This is a genomic window from Saccharothrix sp. S26 (genome assembly GCF_021390395.1).
GTDB lineage: Bacteria > Actinomycetota > Actinomycetes > Mycobacteriales > Pseudonocardiaceae > Actinosynnema.
This window is the reverse complement of sequence record NZ_JAJUWT010000027.1, coordinates 122,656-138,468: the sequence shown is the minus strand read 5'-3', so window position 1 is coordinate 138,468 and position 15,813 is coordinate 122,656. Positions and strand designations below refer to the sequence as shown.

Below are 15,813 nucleotides of genomic sequence, written 5' to 3'. Positions count from 1 at the left end.
GTGGCGACCACGAAGGCAGGCCGTGACCTGGCCCGGGCCGTGGCGATGGCGTGCGTGCTCGCGCTCGTCGCCGCGGCGGCCCTGTGGTGGGTCTTCGCCGGGGCGGACAGCCGCCGGGTGACCGCGGTGTTCGGCGCGGCCGTCGGCGTCTACCCCGGCTCGGACGTGCGGGTGCTCGGCGTGCGGGTCGGCACGATCGAGGAGGTCGAGCCGCAGGGCCGGACGGTGAAGGTCGTGATGTCGGTCGACCGGGCGGTGAAGGTGCCCGCGGACGCGCAGGCGGTCGTGGTCGCGCCCAGCGTGGTCAGCGACCGGTACGTGCAGCTCGCCCCCGCGTACACCGGCGGCGAGGTGATGGGCGACAACGCGACCATCCCCCGCGAGCGCACCGCGACCCCCGTCGAGCTGGACGAGCTGTACGCGAGCCTGGACAAGCTCACCACCGCGCTCGGCCCCAACGGGGCGAACTCCGAGGGCGCGCTGTCGGAGCTGCTCGACTCGGCCGCCGGCAACCTGCGGGGCAACGGGCAGGCGCTCGGCGACACCATCAAGCAGCTCGGTGAAGCCACCCGCACGTTGTCCGGCTCGAAGGACGACCTGTTCGGCACCGTGGACAACCTCCAGAAGTTCACCGGCATGCTGGCCGCCAACGACAGCCAGGTGCGCGACCTCAACCGGCAGCTCGCCGACGTCGCCGGGTTCCTCGCCGACGAGCGGGAGAACCTGGGCGCGGCGCTGTCCGAGCTGGCCGCGGCGCTGGGCCAGGTGCAGGGCTTCATCGCCGACAACCGGGCCGTGCTCAAGTCCAACGTCGACAAGCTCGCCGGCATCACGCAGGTCCTGGTCGACCAGCGCGCGTCGCTGGCCGAGGCGCTGGACGTCGGCCCGCTGGCCCTGGGCAACCTCCAGAACGCCTACAACGCGGCCTCCGGCACGCTCGACACCAGGGCCGACCTCAACGAGCTCAACCAGCCGCCGATCGTGCTGATCTGCAAGATCGTGCAGGGCATCGAGCCGGGCCGCGTGCCGGGCGTGCTCGCCGAGACGTGCCGCCAACTGGAGCCGGTGCTCAGCGGGGCCGTGCCGCTGAAGACGCCCGCCGAAGTGGTGAGCGACCTGTCCCAGGGCAAGCTGCCGCTGCCCCTGCCGCTCGCGGGGGTGCCTCGGTGAGGCGGTTCGCTGTGCTCGTGGCGAGCGCGCTGGTGCTGACCGGCTGCGGCTCGGGTGGCTTCGACGGCGTCTACACCATGCCGCTGCCCGGCGGCGCGGACGTCGGCGACCGCCCGTACGCGGTGAAGGTGCACTTCAAGGACGTGCTGGACCTCGTGCCGCAGGCCGGCGTGAAGGTCAACGACGTGCCGGTCGGCCGGGTGGACCGGATCGACCTGGGCGCGGACGGCTGGACCGCCGAGGTGACCGTGCTGGTCAACGGCGACGTGAAGCTGCCGGGCAACTCGGTCGCCCGGCTGCGCCAGTCCGCGCTGCTCGGCGAGAAGTACGTGGAGCTGGCCGGGCCCGCCGAGGGGCGCGAAGAGGGCGCGCTGGGCGACGGCTCGGTCATCCCGGTCGAGCGGACCAACCGCAACCCGGAGGTCGAAGAGGTCTTCGGCGCGCTGTCCATGCTGCTCAACGGTGGTGGCATCGCCCAGCTCCAGGACATCAGCCGGGAGCTGAACGCGGCCTTGGAGGGCAACGAGCCGCAGATCCGCTCGCTGCTGGACAACCTGAACCGGCTGGTCGGCGACCTGGACGCGCACAAGGGCGAGATCACCCGCGCGTTGGACGGCCTCAACCGGCTCGGCGGCACGCTCAACGCCCAGCGCGACCAGATCACCGGCGTGCTGGACGGGCTGGAGCCGGGGCTGAAGGTGCTCAGCGAGCAGCGCACCCAACTCGTCACGCTGCTCCAGTCGCTGGACGCGCTGTCCGACGTCGCGGTGGACACGGTGAACAAGTCCAAGGACGACATCGTGGCCGACCTCAAGGCGTTGACGCCGACCCTGCAGAAGCTCGCCGAGGCGGGCACGAACCTGCCCAACGGCTTCGAGCTGCTGCTGACCTACCCGTTCCCGGACTCGGCGGTAGACGGCATCAAGGGCGACTACACCAACCTCTACGCCGACCTCGACCTGGACCTGGGCTCGATCGTGGACAACCTGGGCCGGTCGCGGCAGTCGCCGCTGCCGAGCCTGCCCGGCCTGCCGGGCGTGGACGGCACCGCGCCCTCGCTGCCGCTGCCCCTGCCGAACCTGCCGCTGCCCGGCGTCCCGGGCGGCTCCGGGTTGGGCGACCTGCTCGGCGGACTGCTCGGAGGTGGGCGGTGATCCCCGGTCGCGTCAAGCTCCAGATCGGCGCGTTCGTGCTGATCGCCCTGGTCGGCGTGAGCTACGTCGGCGCGCGGTACGTCGGGCTGGGCCGCGTGTTCGGCGCGTCGGGCTACGTGGTGACGATGCAGCTCGCCGAGTCCGGCGGCGTCTTCACCAACGCCGAGGTCACCTACCGCGGCGTCGCCGTGGGCCGGGTCGGGCAGATGCGGTTGACCGCCGACGGGTTGGAGGTCGACCTCGACATCGACCCGAGCGCGCCGTCGATCCCGGCCGACCTGGAGGCCGTGGTCGCCAACCGGTCGGCCGTGGGCGAGCAGTTCGTCGACCTGCGGCCCCGCGGCGAGGACGGGCCGTTCCTGGCGGACGGCTCGGTCATCCCGCGCTCGGCCACCAAGACCCCGCCGCCGCTGGACGGCCTGCTGACCAACCTCGACGCGTTCGCCAAGTCGGTGCCGACCGAGTCGCTGCGGACCGTGGTGGACGAGCTGGACCTGGCGTTCAACGGCACGGGGCCGGACCTGCAGGTGCTGTTGGACAACACGAAGGTGTTCACGCAGGCCGCGACGGAGCACCTGCCGCAGACCAAGGCGCTGCTGGACAGCGGCCTGGTCGTGCTGAACACGCAGGCCGAGCAGGGCGGCGCGATCAGGTCGTTCTCGTCGGACCTGCGGTCGCTGGCCGAGCAGCTGAAGAACTCCGACACCGACCTGCGTCGGCTCATCGGGGTCTCGCCGCAGGCCGCCGAGCAGGTGTCGGCGCTGCTGCGGGAGACCGGGCCGAACCTGGGCGTGGTGCTGGCCAACCTGCTGACCACGGGGAACATCCTGGTCACCCGGTTGGACGGGCTGGAGCAGATCGCGGTGACGTACCCGATCGTCGTCGGCGGCGGGTTCACCGTGGCCAAGGGCGACGGCACGGGCGCGCACTTCGGGCTGGCCCTGAACGTGTTCGACCCGCCGCCGTGCACGGTCGGCTACGACGGCACCACGATCCGCCAGGGCACCGACACCAGCCCGGCCGAGCTCAACACGCAGGCCTACTGCGCCTTGGCCCGCGGCAGCGCCACCGGGGTGCGGGGTGCCCAGAACGCGCCTTACGGTGGCATCCCGGCCACGACGCCGACCGGTGACGCGACGTCGCAGCCGGGCCGGGAACCGGCCGCCGGCCAGACCGCCGCCGAGGCCCCGCTGCTGACCAGCCTGGGCCAGTTGCTCGGTCTGCCGGGCTGAGGAGGGGGACGGATGGACGTTCGACGTTGGGCGCTGCCGGTCGCGGCCGTGCTCGCGGTGCTGGCCGCCGGGTACGCGGTGTGGTCCGGGGTGTCGTGGTGGAGCGCCTCGTCCAACGACTCGGTGGCGTTCTCGCGGGAGCGCGACGAGGTGCTGCGGGTCGGGCAGGTCGGGATCGCCAACTTCACCACGCTCGACTACAAGAAGGTCGACGCCGACCTGGACCGGTGGCTGGAGTCGTCCACCGGTGAGCTGCGCGCCGAGATCGAGGACGGCCGGGACAAGCGCAAGAAGCAGATCGAGGACGCCAAGACGGTGACCGTGAGCCGGGTGCTGGACGCGGCCGTCACCGAGCTCGACGCGCGGGCCGGCAAGGCGCACCTGATCGCGGTCGTGGAGACCACGGTCACGCCGGAGGGCGGGCAGGCGGTGAAGAAGGTCAACCGGTACCAGACGGACCTGACCCGCACCGATGGCGGTTGGAAGCTCAGCGCGCTGGGGCCGGTCGCGGCCGGCGGCGCGTGACCCGAGGAGATGACGTCCGTGCCACCGTCCCGCCGCCGCCCGGTCCCGACCCCGCCGACCACCCGGCCCCGCGTCGCCGGCCTGCGCAAGCGCACCGACCCGCCACCCACGCCGGTCGAGGACACCCGGGCCGCCGGGGGCGCGCGGCCCGAGAACGACCCGGCGACCTCACGCGACGAACGCCCGGCCCCGGCCACCGAACCCACCGGCTCGCCCGCCGACGGCCTCGCCACCGACCCGACCGCTGACGCGGCCGTCGCAGGTCAGACCGCTGCCCGTCCGGGTGCCGGCACGCACGCCGAACCGGCCACCGACACGTCCGTCGGGGGTCGCACCACTGGCCGCCGGGCCGCCGAGCCCGCCCACCTCGACTCCGACACCCTGCCCAGCGACCGCGACATCACCCGCTCGACCGAGGTCACGGGCCTGATCGAGCCGCGCGAGGACACCGAGCCCGAGGACGAGACCCCCGACACCCGGCCCCGCCCCACGGGCCGCCGCAAGCGCACGGGTGAGGCCGTCGCGGCCGGCGTCCTGGCCGACCCCCAGCCCGAGCACGCGAAGTCCGAGGCCGACGACTGGGCCGACCGGCACACCGACGACCGGACCGGGCCCGGCCTGGTCCTGCCGATCGCGCTGGTCGTGTTGGCCGCCCTGCTGGTCGGGCTCGGCGCGTGGTTCCAGAGCCGGGCGGGCCAGGTCGCCTACAACGAGGCCCTGGTGGACAGCGCCGGCACGACCGAGGTCGCGGGCCAGGCGCGCGAGGCGGTCGAGAAGGCGTTCTCCTACAACTACGCCGACGTCTCCACCACCGAGAAGGCCGCCAACGAGCTGCTGGTCGGCAAGGCCAAGTGCCAGTACAACGCGATCTTCGGCCCGGTGCGCACGCTCGCCCCGGAGCAGAAGCTGGTGGTCACGGTGAAGGCCGTGTCCAGCGGTGTCACGGCGCTCGACGGCGACCGCGCCACCGTGCTGCTCTTCCTCGACCAGGTCACCACCCGCACGACCGACAACCAGAGCGGCGGCGGGATCGCGATGATGCGGGTCGGCGCGCAGCGGGTCGACGGCCGGTGGAAGGTCGACAACATGGAGATGTTCGGCCAGACCGGCGACCAGGCGGCCGAGACCGCCAAGTGCTGACCCGCCGGCGGCCGTGCGGCCCCGACGGGCGTCCACTGAGGACTCCGAACCCGGTTCTAAGCCTCAGCACAACGTGATCTGCACCACATTTTCGGCCGGTGACCGAACGGGGCCGTCGGCATCTCCCTTCGGGGTCGCGACACCCGCCAAAGGTTCACGCAAGCTCACGTCCATGTATTTTCGCAGGTCACAGCGGTAACTCCGCGTTATCGCGCCTTGCGCCAGTGGAGTGATCGCCGCGTGGCATCTTGACTGTGGGCGTTGGCCGGGTCACTCTGTCGGTGAGCACGAGAAAGGTCCTTCCAGGTGCCTCTCGACAGTTGCCGCGCGCGTGGCTAGACTGCTCCTTTGCGCTGCCCTCTTTCCGTTTGCCCTTCGCCGAGAGCTGGATTGCCGGGCATCGCCGCACCCTTGACAGCCGTGCTAGTTCCGCTGACTAGCCAGCTACCTGTCCCTGGAAGGACGCATCTTGGCGATCTCTCGCGCGACCAAGGCCACTGCTGCGACCAACTCCACGTCGGGGATTCCCGGAGCGCCGAAGCGAGTCTCTTTCGCGAAGATCCACGAACCGCTTCAGACGCCCAACCTGCTCGACCTGCAGATCCAGTCGTTCGAATGGCTCACCGGCGACGAGGCGTGGTTCCAGCGCCGCGTCGACGAAGGTGACGAGGCGCCGACGGGCGGCCTCGAGGAGGTCTTGAACGAGATCTCCCCGATCGAGGACTTCTCCGGCTCGATGTCGCTCTCCTTCTCCGACCCGCGCTTCGACGAGGTCAAGGCCTCGACCGAGGAGTGCAAGGACAAGGACATGACGTACGCCGCCCCGTTGTTCGTCACGGCGGAGTTCACCAACCACACCACGGGCGAGATCAAGAGCCAGACGGTGTTCATGGGTGACTTCCCGATGATGACCGACAAGGGCACGTTCATCATCAACGGCACCGAGCGGGTCGTGGTCTCCCAGCTCGTCCGCTCGCCGGGTGTCTACTACGACACCGCGATCGACAAGACGACCGACAAGGACGTCTTCAGCGTCAAGATCATCCCGTCCCGGGGTGCCTGGCTGGAGTTCGACGTCGACAAGCGCGACACGGTCGGCGTCCGGATCGACCGCAAGCGCCGTCAGCCGGTGACCGTGCTGCTGAAGGCGCTGGGTTGGACCACCGAGCAGATCCGCGAGCGCTTCTCCTTCAGCGAGACGCTGCTGACGACGCTGGAGAAGGACCACACCGCGGGCACCGACGAGGCGTTGCTCGACATCTACCGCAAGCTGCGTCCGGGCGAGCCGCCGACGAAGGAGTCCGCGCAGGCGCTGCTGGAGAACCTGTTCTTCAAGGACAAGCGCTACGACCTGGCGAAGGTCGGCCGGTACAAGGTCAACAAGAAGCTGGGCCTGAGCACCCCGATCACCACGGGCGTGCTGACCGAGGACGACATCGTCACCACGATCGAGTACCTCGTGCGCCTGCACGCGGGTGAGACGACGATGAAGCCCGGCGACGTCGAGGTGCCCGTCGAGGTCGACGACATCGACCACTTCGGCAACCGCCGCCTGCGCACCGTCGGCGAGCTGATCCAGAACCAGATCCGGGTCGGCCTGTCCCGCATGGAGCGCGTCGTCCGCGAGCGCATGACGACCCAGGACGTCGAGGCCATCACGCCGCAGACCCTGATCAACATCCGCCCGGTGGTGGCGGCGATCAAGGAGTTCTTCGGCACGTCCCAGCTGTCGCAGTTCATGGACCAGACCAACCCGCTCGCGGGCCTGACCCACAAGCGCCGCCTGTCGGCGCTGGGCCCGGGTGGTCTGTCGCGTGAGCGCGCCGGCATGGAGGTCCGCGACGTCCACCCGTCGCACTACGGCCGCATGTGCCCGATCGAGACGCCGGAAGGCCCGAACATCGGCCTGATCGGCTCGCTGTCCTCCTACGGGCGGGTCAACCCGTTCGGCTTCATCGAGACGCCGTACCGCAAGGTCGTCGACGGCCGGGTCACCGACCAGATCGACTACCTGACGGCCGACGAAGAGGACCGCTACGTCAAGGCCCAGGCCAACGCCAAGATCGACGAGGACGGCAACTTCCTCGAGGAGAAGGTGCTGGTCCGCAAGAAGGGCGGCGAGGTCGAGATGATCGACCCGTCCGACGTGGACTACATGGACGTCTCGCCGCGGCAGATGGTGTCGGCCGCGACCGCGATGATCCCGTTCCTCGAGCACGACGACGCGAACCGCGCCCTGATGGGCGCGAACATGCAGCGCCAGGCGGTGCCGCTGCTGCGCAGCGAGTCCCCGCTGGTCGGCACCGGCATGGAGCTGCGCGCCGCGGTCGACGCCGGTGACGTCGTGGTGGCCAAGAAGACCGGTGTGGTCGAGGAGATCTCCGCCGACTACGTCACGGTCATGGCCGACGACGGCTCGCGGCAGACCTACGGCCTGCACAAGTTCCGCCGGTCCAATCAGGGCACCTGCATCAACCAGAAGCCCATCGTGAACGAGGGCGACCGGGTGCAGGAGGGCCAGGTCCTGGCCGACGGCCCGTGCACCGAGAACGGCGAGATGGCGCTGGGCAAGAACCTGCTCGTCGCGATCATGCCGTGGGAGGGCCACAACTACGAGGACGCGATCATCCTGTCGCAGCGCCTCGTGCAGGACGACGTCCTGACCTCGATCCACATCGAGGAGCACGAGATCGACGCGCGGGACACCAAGCTGGGCGCCGAGGAGATCACCCGGGACATCCCGAACGTCTCCGAGGAGGTCCTGGCCGACCTCGACGAGCGCGGCATCATCCGCATCGGCGCCGAGGTCCAGCCCGGCGACATCCTGGTCGGCAAGGTCACGCCCAAGGGCGAGACCGAGCTGACCCCGGAGGAGCGCCTGCTGCGCGCGATCTTCGGCGAGAAGGCGCGCGAGGTGCGCGACACGTCGCTGAAGGTGCCCCACGGCGAGTACGGCAAGGTCATCGGCATCCGCGTGTTCAGCCGCGAGGACGACGACGAGCTGCCCCCCGGCGTGAACGAGCTGGTCCGCGTCTACGTGGCCCAGAAGCGCAAGATCCAGGACGGCGACAAGCTCGCCGGCCGCCACGGCAACAAGGGCGTCATCGGCAAGATCCTGCCGGTCGAGGACATGCCGTTCCTCGAGGACGGCACCCCGGTCGACATCGTGCTGAACACGCACGGCGTGCCGCGCCGTATGAACATCGGCCAGGTGTTGGAGACCCACCTCGGGTGGATCGCCAAGCAGGGCTGGAGCATCAACGGCGACCCGGACTGGGCGAAGAACCTGCCCGAGGAGCTCTACCACGTGGAGCCGGGCACGAAGACGGCCACGCCGGTCTTCGACGGCGCGCGCGAGGACGAGATCACGGGCCTGCTCGGCTCGACGATCCCGAACCGCGACGGCGAGCGCATGGTCAAGGAGAACGGCAAGGCGGTGCTCCTCGACGGGCGCAGCGGCGAGCCGTACCCCTTCCCCGTGTCGGTCGGCTACATGTACATCCTGAAGCTGCTGCACCTGGTGGACGACAAGATCCACGCCCGTTCCACCGGCCCGTACTCGATGATCACGCAGCAGCCGCTGGGTGGTAAGGCGCAGTTCGGTGGCCAGCGGTTCGGTGAGATGGAGTGCTGGGCGATGCAGGCGTACGGCGCCGCGTACACGCTCCAGGAACTGCTCACGATCAAGTCCGACGACGTGCTCGGCCGCGTGAAGGTCTACGAGGCCATCGTCAAGGGCGAGAACATCCCGGAACCGGGCATCCCGGAGTCCTTCAAGGTGCTGCTCAAGGAGCTGCAGTCGCTGTGCCTCAACGTCGAGGTGCTGTCTTCGGACGGCGCCGCGATCGAGATGCGCGACGGCGACGACGAGGACCTCGAACGCGCGGCCGCGAACCTCGGCATCAACCTGTCGAGGTCCGAGTCGCCGTCCGTGGACGACGTCGTCAACTGACGCTCGCCGGTCACCGGGGGTGCGCCCCCCGCCAGTCGGGGGGCGGCCCCGGTGACCCAGCCACCAGCACCCCAAGCAGCACCGAACCAAAAAGGGGAAGAGAGTAGACGTGCTCGACGTCAACTTCTTCGATGAGCTTCGCATCGGTCTCGCGACCGCGGACGACATCCGCCAGTGGTCCTACGGCGAGGTCAAGAAGCCCGAGACCATCAACTACCGCACGCTCAAGCCGGAGAAGGACGGCTTGTTCTGCGAGAAGATCTTCGGTCCCACCCGGGACTGGGAGTGCTACTGCGGCAAGTACAAGCGCGTCCGCTTCAAGGGCATCATCTGCGAGCGCTGCGGCGTCGAGGTGACCCGCGCCAAGGTGCGCCGCGAGCGGATGGGCCACATCGAACTGGCCGCGCCCGTCACGCACATCTGGTACTTCAAGGGCGTCCCCAGCCGGTTGGGCTACCTGCTCGACCTGGCACCCAAGGACCTCGAGAAGATCATCTACTTCGCGGCCTACGTCATCGTGGGCGTGAACACCGAGCTGCGCCACAACGACCTGCCCACGCTCGAGAACGAGATGCAGGTCGAGCGCAAGCGCGTCGAGAACCGGCGTGACGCCGACGTCGAGGCCCGCGCGCAGAAGCTGGAAGCCGACCTGGCCGAGCTGGAGGCGGAGGGCGCCAAGTCCGACGTCCGCCGCAAGGTCAAGGAGGGCGGCGAGCGCGAGATGCGCCAGCTCCGCGACCGGGCCCAGCGCGAGCTGGACCGGCTCGACGAGATCTGGTCCACCTTCACCAAGCTCGAGCGCGCCCAGCTGATCGCGGACGAGCTGCTCTACCGCGAGCTGTACGACCGCTACGGCGACTACTTCACCGGTGCCATGGGCGCGGAGGCCATCCAGAAGCTGCTGGGTGACTACGACGTCGACGCCGAGGCCGACGTGCTGCGGGAGACCATCCGCAGCGGCAAGGGCCAGAAGAAGCTGCGCGCCCTCAAGCGGCTCAAGGTCGTGGCCGCCTTCCAGGCGACCCGCAACAACCCGCAGGGCATGGTGCTGGACTGCGTCCCGGTCATCCCGCCGGACCTGCGCCCGATGGTGCAGCTCGACGGTGGCCGCTTCGCCACGTCCGACCTGAACGACCTGTACCGCCGCGTCATCAACCGCAACAACCGCCTCAAGAGGCTGATCGACCTCGGCGCGCCCGAGATCATCGTCAACAACGAGAAGCGGATGCTGCAGGAGGCCGTCGACGCGCTGTTCGACAACGGCCGCCGCGGCCGGCCGGTGACGGGTCCGGGCAACCGGCCGCTCAAGTCGCTGTCCGACCTGCTCAAGGGCAAGCAGGGCCGGTTCCGCCAGAACCTGCTCGGCAAGCGCGTCGACTACTCGGGCCGTTCGGTCATCGTGGTCGGCCCGCAGCTGAAGCTGCACCAGTGCGGCCTGCCCAAGCAGATGGCGCTGGAGCTGTTCAAGCCGTTCGTGATGAAGCGGCTGGTCGACCTCAACCACGCGCAGAACATCAAGTCCGCCAAGCGGATGGTGGAGCGCGCGCGCCCCGCCGTGTGGGACGTGCTCGAAGAGGTCATCACCGAGCACCCCGTGCTGCTCAACCGCGCGCCCACGCTGCACCGGCTGGGCATCCAGGCCTTCGAGCCGCAGCTGGTCGAGGGCAAGGCCATCCAGCTGCACCCGCTGGTCTGTGAGGCGTTCAACGCCGACTTCGACGGTGACCAGATGGCGGTCCACCTGCCGCTGTCCGCCGAGGCGCAGGCCGAGGCGCGCGTGCTGATGCTGTCGTCGAACAACATCCTCTCGCCCGCGTCGGGCAAGCCGCTGGCCATGCCGCGCCTGGACATGGTGACCGGCCTGTACCACCTGACCCGGCACAAGGAGAACGACCTCGGCGAGGGCCAGGCGTACTCCTCGCCCGCCGAGGCGCTGATGGCGTTCGACCGCAAGGTGCTCGGCCTCCAGGCGATGGTCAAGATCCGGATCACGGACAAGAACCCGCCGAAGGGCCAGGAGCCGGAGGGCTGGGAGCCCGGTCAGCCGTGGCTGGCCGAGACCACCCTGGGTCGCGTGCTGTTCAACGAGGTCCTGCCGCAGGACTACCCGTTCATCAACGAGGTCATGCCGAAGAAGCGGCAGGCGACGATCATCAACGACCTCGCCGAGCGGTACCCGATGGTCACCGTCGCCCGGACGCTGGACAAGCTGAAGGACGCCGGTTTCTACTGGGCCACCCGGTCGGGCGTCACGGTCGCGATCTCCGACGTGCTCGTGCCGGAGGCCAAGCAGGGCATCCTGGACGAGTACGAGAAGCTCGCGGACGCGGTGGAGAAGCGCTACCAGCGCGGTCAGCTCTCCTACACCGAGCGCAACAACGAGCTCGTGAAGGTGTGGACCAAGGCCACCGAAGAGGTCGCCGAGGTCATGGAGGCCAACTTCCCCGAGGACAACTCGATCCGCATGATCGTGAAGTCCGGCGCGGCGGGCAACATGACCCAGGTCCGGTCGCTGGCCGGCATGCGTGGTCTGGTGACCAACCCGAAGGGCGAGTACATCCCGCGGCCGATCAAGAACTCGTTCCGCGAGGGCTTGTCGGTGCTGGAGTACTTCATCGCCACGCACGGCGCCCGCAAGGGTCTGGCCGACACCGCGCTGCGCACCGCCGACTCGGGTTACCTGACCCGTCGTCTGGTGGACGTCTCGCAGGACGTCATCATCCGCGAGGTCGACTGCGGCACCAGCCGCGGCGTGAACATGACGGTCGGCGAGCGGCAGGGCGACAAGGTCGTGCTGCACGAGTTCGCGCAGACCAGCGTGTACGCGCGGACCATCGCCGAGGACATCACCGACGCCGATGGCAACATCGTGCTCAACCGCGGTGACGACCTGGGCGACCCGGCGCTGGCGACGCTCGTCGAGGCGGGCGTGACCAGGGTCAAGGTGCGGTCCGTGCTGACCTGCGAGTCCGCGGTCGGCGTGTGCGCGTCCTGCTACGGCCGTTCGATGGCGACCGGCAAGCTGGTCGACGTCGGCGAGGCCGTCGGCATCGTCGCCGCGCAGTCCATCGGTGAGCCCGGCACGCAGCTGACCATGCGCACGTTCCACCAGGGTGGTGTGGCCGGTGACGACATCACCACCGGTCTGCCGCGTGTGCAGGAGCTGTTCGAGGCTCGCGTGCCGAAGGGCAAGGCGCCCATCGCGGACGTCGACGGCCGGGTGCGCATCGAGGACGGCGACCGGTTCTGGAAGATCACCCTCATCCCGGACGACGGGTCCGAGGAGATCGTCTTCGAGAAGCTGTCGAAGCGCCAGCGACTGGCCAACACGGCCACCGGTCCGCTGCAGGACGGCGACCACGTGCACGTGGGCCAGCAGCTGCTGGAGGGCACGCCCGACCCGCACGAGGTGCTGCGCGTGATGGGTCCCCGCGAGGCCCAGCTGCACCTGGTGCAGGAGGTCCAGAAGGTCTACCGGGCCCAGGGTGTGGCGATCCACGACAAGCACATCGAGGTCATCGTCCGGCAGATGCTGCGCCGGGTGACGATCATCGACTCGGGTGCGACCGAGTTCCTGCCGGGCTCGCTGGTCGAGCGCGCGGAGTTCGAGTCGGGCAACCGGGCCGTGGTGGCGGAGGGTGGCGAGCCCGCCGCCGGCCGTCCGGTGCTGATGGGCATCACGAAGGCGTCGCTGGCCACGGACTCGTGGCTGTCGGCGGCCTCCTTCCAGGAGACGACGAGGGTGCTGACCGACGCCGCCATCAACGGGCGTTCGGACAAGCTCATCGGCCTGAAGGAGAACGTGATCATCGGCAAGCTGATCCCGGCCGGCACCGGCATCAACCGGTACCGGAACATCCAGGTGCAGCCGACCGAGGAAGCGCGTGCGGCGGCGTACGCCATCCCGAGCTACGACGACGGCTACTACACGCCGGACGTCTTCGGCACGGGCACCGGTGCCGCGGTCCCGCTGGACGACTACGACTTCGGCCGCGACTACCGCTGACGCAGCCAGTCGACCGAAAGGCCCCCGGAGCCTCCCGCTCCGGGGGCCTTTCCCTTTCCGCGTGTCGAACGTCCAGGTCCCGCGTGAACGCTCGACACGCGGGTCAGGTGGGGCGGCGGCGGGATTTGGCCAGGGAGCGGGCGCGGGCGACCAGGTCGTCGACCAGGTCCGAGTCCGCGACCGGGGGAGTGGCGTCCGAGCAGCACGGCGGCTTGGTGCGCTTCTCGGTCAGCTTCGGGCGGACGCCGGCCAGTTCGTACAGCGTCTCGTAGAGGTCGCGGCCGGGGTCGTCGTCGTGCGGGCCGACGAGCAGGATCCACGCGGTGCTCGGCGCGGGGAAGGCGACGACGACGCGGTCGGCACCGCGCAGGTGCTTGACGCACAGCCGGGGCAGGGGCTCGGGGCCGGTGACGCGGTAGCCGAGGGCCAGGCAGCCGCTGTGCGCCAGCTCGTCCAGGAACCGGTCGTAGGCGACCCGGGCGGCACCGCGCAGGCCGGCGGCCTGAACGGCCGCGACGGGCGTTTCGACGACGGTGATCAGCGAACTACGCGCCCTTCGCCGCGGTGCATCTGCTCCAGGCTGGTGGCGAGGTCGTCGCGGTCGAGCAGGGCCGCGTCGCTCAACCGCCGGTGCACCTCGTCCAACAACGCGCGGCTCTTGCCCGCGCGCCTCAACTCCGTCACGACGTGCAGCACCTCGTGCAGCCGCACGGCGTCCAACAGCATCCGGGGCTCCTGGCTGTGGATCGCGAGCACGCCCTCGCGCGCCCACGCCTTGACCGTCTTCTCGGTCAGGTCCAGCAGCTCACCGGCCACGACCGGCCGCACCGGAGGGGCCTTGCGCAGGGCTTTCGCCACCACGCCGTGCAGCTTGCGCCGCCGCTCGTCGTCCTCCGACAAGCTCGACGCGACCTCTTCGATCTCCTCGATCTGGTCGAACAGGTCGCGGATCTGCGCAGCCTCGGTGGCGACGGACATGACGGGCCTCCTCGGGTCACTACCGATTATCGCCCGGTTTTTCGGTAGTAGCAACGGTGGCCCCGCACCGAGGGGTGCGGGGCCACCGAAGGGTGAAGATCAGGACGAGAAGAACAACCCGCCCAGGCCGCGGTGCTTGCGGTGGCCGTAGTGGCCGCCGTAGCCCCAACCCGGCTGCGGGGCCGGCTGCTGCACGTAGTGCACCTGCGCAGGAGGCGCGACGGGCGGCGGGGGCGGCGGAGGGGCCATCTGCTGCTCGAGCCGGGTGATGGCCTCGAGCTCGCCGTAGTCGAGGAAGACCCCGCGGCAGCCATCGCACTGCTCGATGTGCACGCCCATGCGGTCGAAGGTGCGCATGTTCGCATGACACTTGGGACACTGCATCGTGTGAGCCTCCTGCTCTTGACGCGATGGATTCGATATTAGCCGCGCCGAATGGGTTCGTGTGTCGACACGATCCGGTCGCAAGCGTCGATCAATGCTTCTTGCGCGTCGTTCAACCGAGTTCCGTCGCGCTGCGCAGCGGAAAGCGCACGCGCTGCCATCTGCACGACCAATGCGCGCGCCGGCCCGTCCAGCACCGACCACGGGTCGTCGCGCGGCACGCCCGCGCCACCGGCGTCGAGGTAGGCCCCGAGCAGCCGTCCCCAGGCGACCGGGTCGAGCACGCCCGCCGCGTGCAGCGCGGCCGGCCGCGCCAGGTCCCACGCCGGGTCGCCCACGCCCAGGTCGTCCACGTCGATCAGCCGGTACCCGTCGCGCCACACGAGCTGGCCCAGGTGCCAGTCGCCGTGGATGAGCGTCGGCGGCCCCTCGCCGAACTCCGGCAACGTCGCGAACGCCCGTCGCACCAGGTCGGCAGCCGGCGTGTCCACGGTCAACTCGCGCACCGCCCGTTCCATCCGCGACCGTGCGCCCGCCGGCGGCACCGGCGGCGCGAAGTCCGCCGCGCGGAACCGGTGCAACGCGGCCAGCATCCGCCCGGCGGCCTCCATCGGCAGGTCCTCGGGCTCGCCCTGCGGCACCGGCGTGCCCATCGGCCACGCCGTCACGACCCGGCCGAGCACCACCGCGGGCGCCGACCGGGGCGCGAGCAGGAGCTCGCCCAGCCGGGGGTCGGCGGCCAGCCGGAGCCGGGCGGCGAGCAGGGTCGGGTCCGTGCCGGGCTCGTGCGCCTTGAGCACCACGTCGGCGACCCGGACCACCACGACGTCGCCGCGCACCGCGAGCACCTCGGGCGAGGCGTCGGCGGCCACCAGCGCCGCCATGCCCGCGATGAGATCGGAGTTCACCGGACCAGTGTGACCCGATCAGGGCCCGACCCCGCGCACTACTCGATCGAGTGAAATTGCGGTCACGTCGACCGGCGCGTTCCGCCGGTCTGTGTTCTGATGGCCGGTGAGTCGCTCCAGTGCCCCGCCGGCGGGGTCCGACCGGGCGACGGCTGCGAGAATGGTCACAAAACTGCCTGCGGTGGGCCGGCTACCACTGCGCCGCCCCCGCGAACAGGCCCGGTGGTGGATCCGTTTTGACCCGTGGGAACCAGGCGGGGTATCTTTGGTACTCGTGCCCGACCGATGTCGGGCCGCTCCGCGTGCCTACGCGCCAGTGGTGCTGGAAAGCCGGCCGCGGTGACCTCCACGCGTAGGGGCATCC

Annotated in this window: 10 protein-coding genes; 7 read left to right on the top strand and 3 right to left on the bottom strand. The window is 70.1% G+C overall.

What is annotated here, in order from left to right; genetic code table 11:
• The 7 genes from LZG04_RS35655 to LZG04_RS35625 all read left to right on the top strand — a co-directional run bounded on the left by LZG04_RS35655 (position 1) and on the right by LZG04_RS35625 (position 13,179).
• Positions 1–1,170, top strand: a complete 1,170-nt coding sequence (locus tag LZG04_RS35655) for an MCE family protein (RefSeq protein WP_233825517.1) — start codon at positions 1–3, stop codon at positions 1,168–1,170.
• Positions 1,167–2,324: an MCE family protein gene (locus tag LZG04_RS35650; protein ID WP_233825515.1), complete on the top strand. Its 1,158-nt coding sequence runs from the start codon at positions 1,167–1,169 to the stop codon at positions 2,322–2,324. Before LZG04_RS35655 ends, LZG04_RS35650 begins: the two co-directional genes overlap by 4 nt.
• Complete coding sequence (locus LZG04_RS35645) at positions 2,321–3,556, top strand: MCE family protein (RefSeq protein WP_233825513.1); 1,236 nt, start codon at positions 2,321–2,323, stop codon at positions 3,554–3,556. Before LZG04_RS35650 ends, LZG04_RS35645 begins: the two co-directional genes overlap by 4 nt.
• 12 nt (positions 3,557–3,568) lie before the next feature.
• Positions 3,569–4,081: a nuclear transport factor 2 family protein gene (locus tag LZG04_RS35640; RefSeq protein ID WP_233825511.1), complete on the top strand. Its 513-nt coding sequence runs from the start codon at positions 3,569–3,571 to the stop codon at positions 4,079–4,081.
• A 9-nt stretch (positions 4,082–4,090) separates the two neighbouring features.
• Positions 4,091–5,221: a hypothetical protein gene (locus LZG04_RS35635; protein WP_233825509.1), complete on the top strand. Its 1,131-nt coding sequence runs from the start codon at positions 4,091–4,093 to the stop codon at positions 5,219–5,221.
• 469 nt (positions 5,222–5,690) lie between these two features.
• Positions 5,691–9,173, top strand: coding sequence for a DNA-directed RNA polymerase subunit beta (rpoB, locus tag LZG04_RS35630; protein ID WP_233825507.1), 3,483 nt, complete (start codon positions 5,691–5,693; stop codon positions 9,171–9,173).
• 109 nt (positions 9,174–9,282) lie between these two features.
• Positions 9,283–13,179: a DNA-directed RNA polymerase subunit beta' gene (locus tag LZG04_RS35625; RefSeq protein WP_233825505.1), complete on the top strand. Its 3,897-nt coding sequence runs from the start codon at positions 9,283–9,285 to the stop codon at positions 13,177–13,179.
• Positions 13,180–13,716: 537 nt separating this feature from the next.
• Here LZG04_RS35625 and LZG04_RS35620 read toward each other — a convergent pair.
• The 3 genes from LZG04_RS35620 to LZG04_RS35610 form a co-directional block, all read right to left on the bottom strand.
• Positions 13,717–14,157 (bottom strand): hypothetical protein, encoded by a 441-nt coding sequence (locus LZG04_RS35620; RefSeq protein WP_233825503.1) that lies wholly within the window; start codon positions 14,155–14,157, stop codon positions 13,717–13,719.
• A gap of 99 nt (positions 14,158–14,256) precedes the next feature.
• Positions 14,257–14,541 carry a zf-TFIIB domain-containing protein gene (locus tag LZG04_RS42810; protein WP_308199638.1) on the bottom strand — a complete coding sequence of 95 codons (285 nt, stop codon included), beginning with the start codon at positions 14,539–14,541 and terminating at the stop codon, positions 14,257–14,259.
• Positions 14,542–14,579: 38 nt separating this feature from the next.
• On the bottom strand, positions 14,580–15,449 hold the full coding sequence (locus LZG04_RS35610; protein WP_233825501.1) for an aminoglycoside phosphotransferase family protein: 870 nt from the start codon (positions 15,447–15,449) through the stop codon (positions 14,580–14,582).
• Positions 15,450–15,813: the final 364 nt, after the last annotated feature.

Coding starts and splice junctions, on each gene's coding strand:
- LZG04_RS35620 (WP_233825503.1), bottom strand. CDS start 14,157: ATGTCCGTCGCCACCGAGGCTGCGCAGATCCGCGACCTGTTCGACCAG.
- LZG04_RS35640 (WP_233825511.1), top strand. CDS start 3,569: ATGGACGTTCGACGTTGGGCGCTGCCGGTCGCGGCCGTGCTCGCGGTG.
- LZG04_RS42810 (WP_308199638.1), bottom strand. CDS start 14,541: ATGCAGTGTCCCAAGTGTCATGCGAACATGCGCACCTTCGACCGCATG.
- LZG04_RS35635 (WP_233825509.1), top strand. CDS start 4,091: ATGACGTCCGTGCCACCGTCCCGCCGCCGCCCGGTCCCGACCCCGCCG.